This window comes from Cognatundibacterium luofuense (assembly GCF_018139685.1).
GTDB classification, from domain to species: Bacteria; Pseudomonadota; Gammaproteobacteria; order Burkholderiales; family Burkholderiaceae_D; genus Undibacterium; species Undibacterium luofuense.
This window is the reverse complement of sequence record NZ_JAGSPN010000307.1, coordinates 1-358: the sequence shown is the minus strand read 5'-3', so window position 1 is coordinate 358 and position 358 is coordinate 1. Positions and strand designations below refer to the sequence as shown.

Below are 358 nucleotides of genomic sequence, written 5' to 3'. Positions count from 1 at the left end.
ACCTTCATCTGTACAGACAAATATCTGCGTAGTGTAAGAAAAAAATACTGCCTATGTCGATATTACAAAGCACAGTGCTATCGTGGCTATTCTGCTGCTGCAGCCGGGTATGATCTTCACCATAGAACCCATGATCAATGCCGGTAAAGCGGCGACCCGCCAGCTGGCCGATGGCTGGACCGTAGAAACCCGCGACGGCTCCTGGTCCGCGCAGTGGGAACATATGGTGGTCGTCACAGAAAACGGCTGCGAAGTGCTGACCGCCTGGCCTGAAGCCGATACGGCTTATCCAGATGTGTTTGCTTAATTCCTAATTGGTCGTGGTGGTGTGGGCGCAGTGCGAAACTGCTCAGCCCAC

Annotated in this window: 1 pseudogene; it reads left to right on the top strand. The window is 53.4% G+C overall.

Annotation, left to right across the window (positions count from 1 at the left end):
• Window positions 1-91: 91 nt before the first annotated feature.
• A pseudogene (locus tag KDM89_RS20540) lies at window positions 92-307 on the top strand (M24 family metallopeptidase); the annotation flags it as partial.
• Between the last annotated feature and the right edge of the window lie 51 nt (window positions 308-358).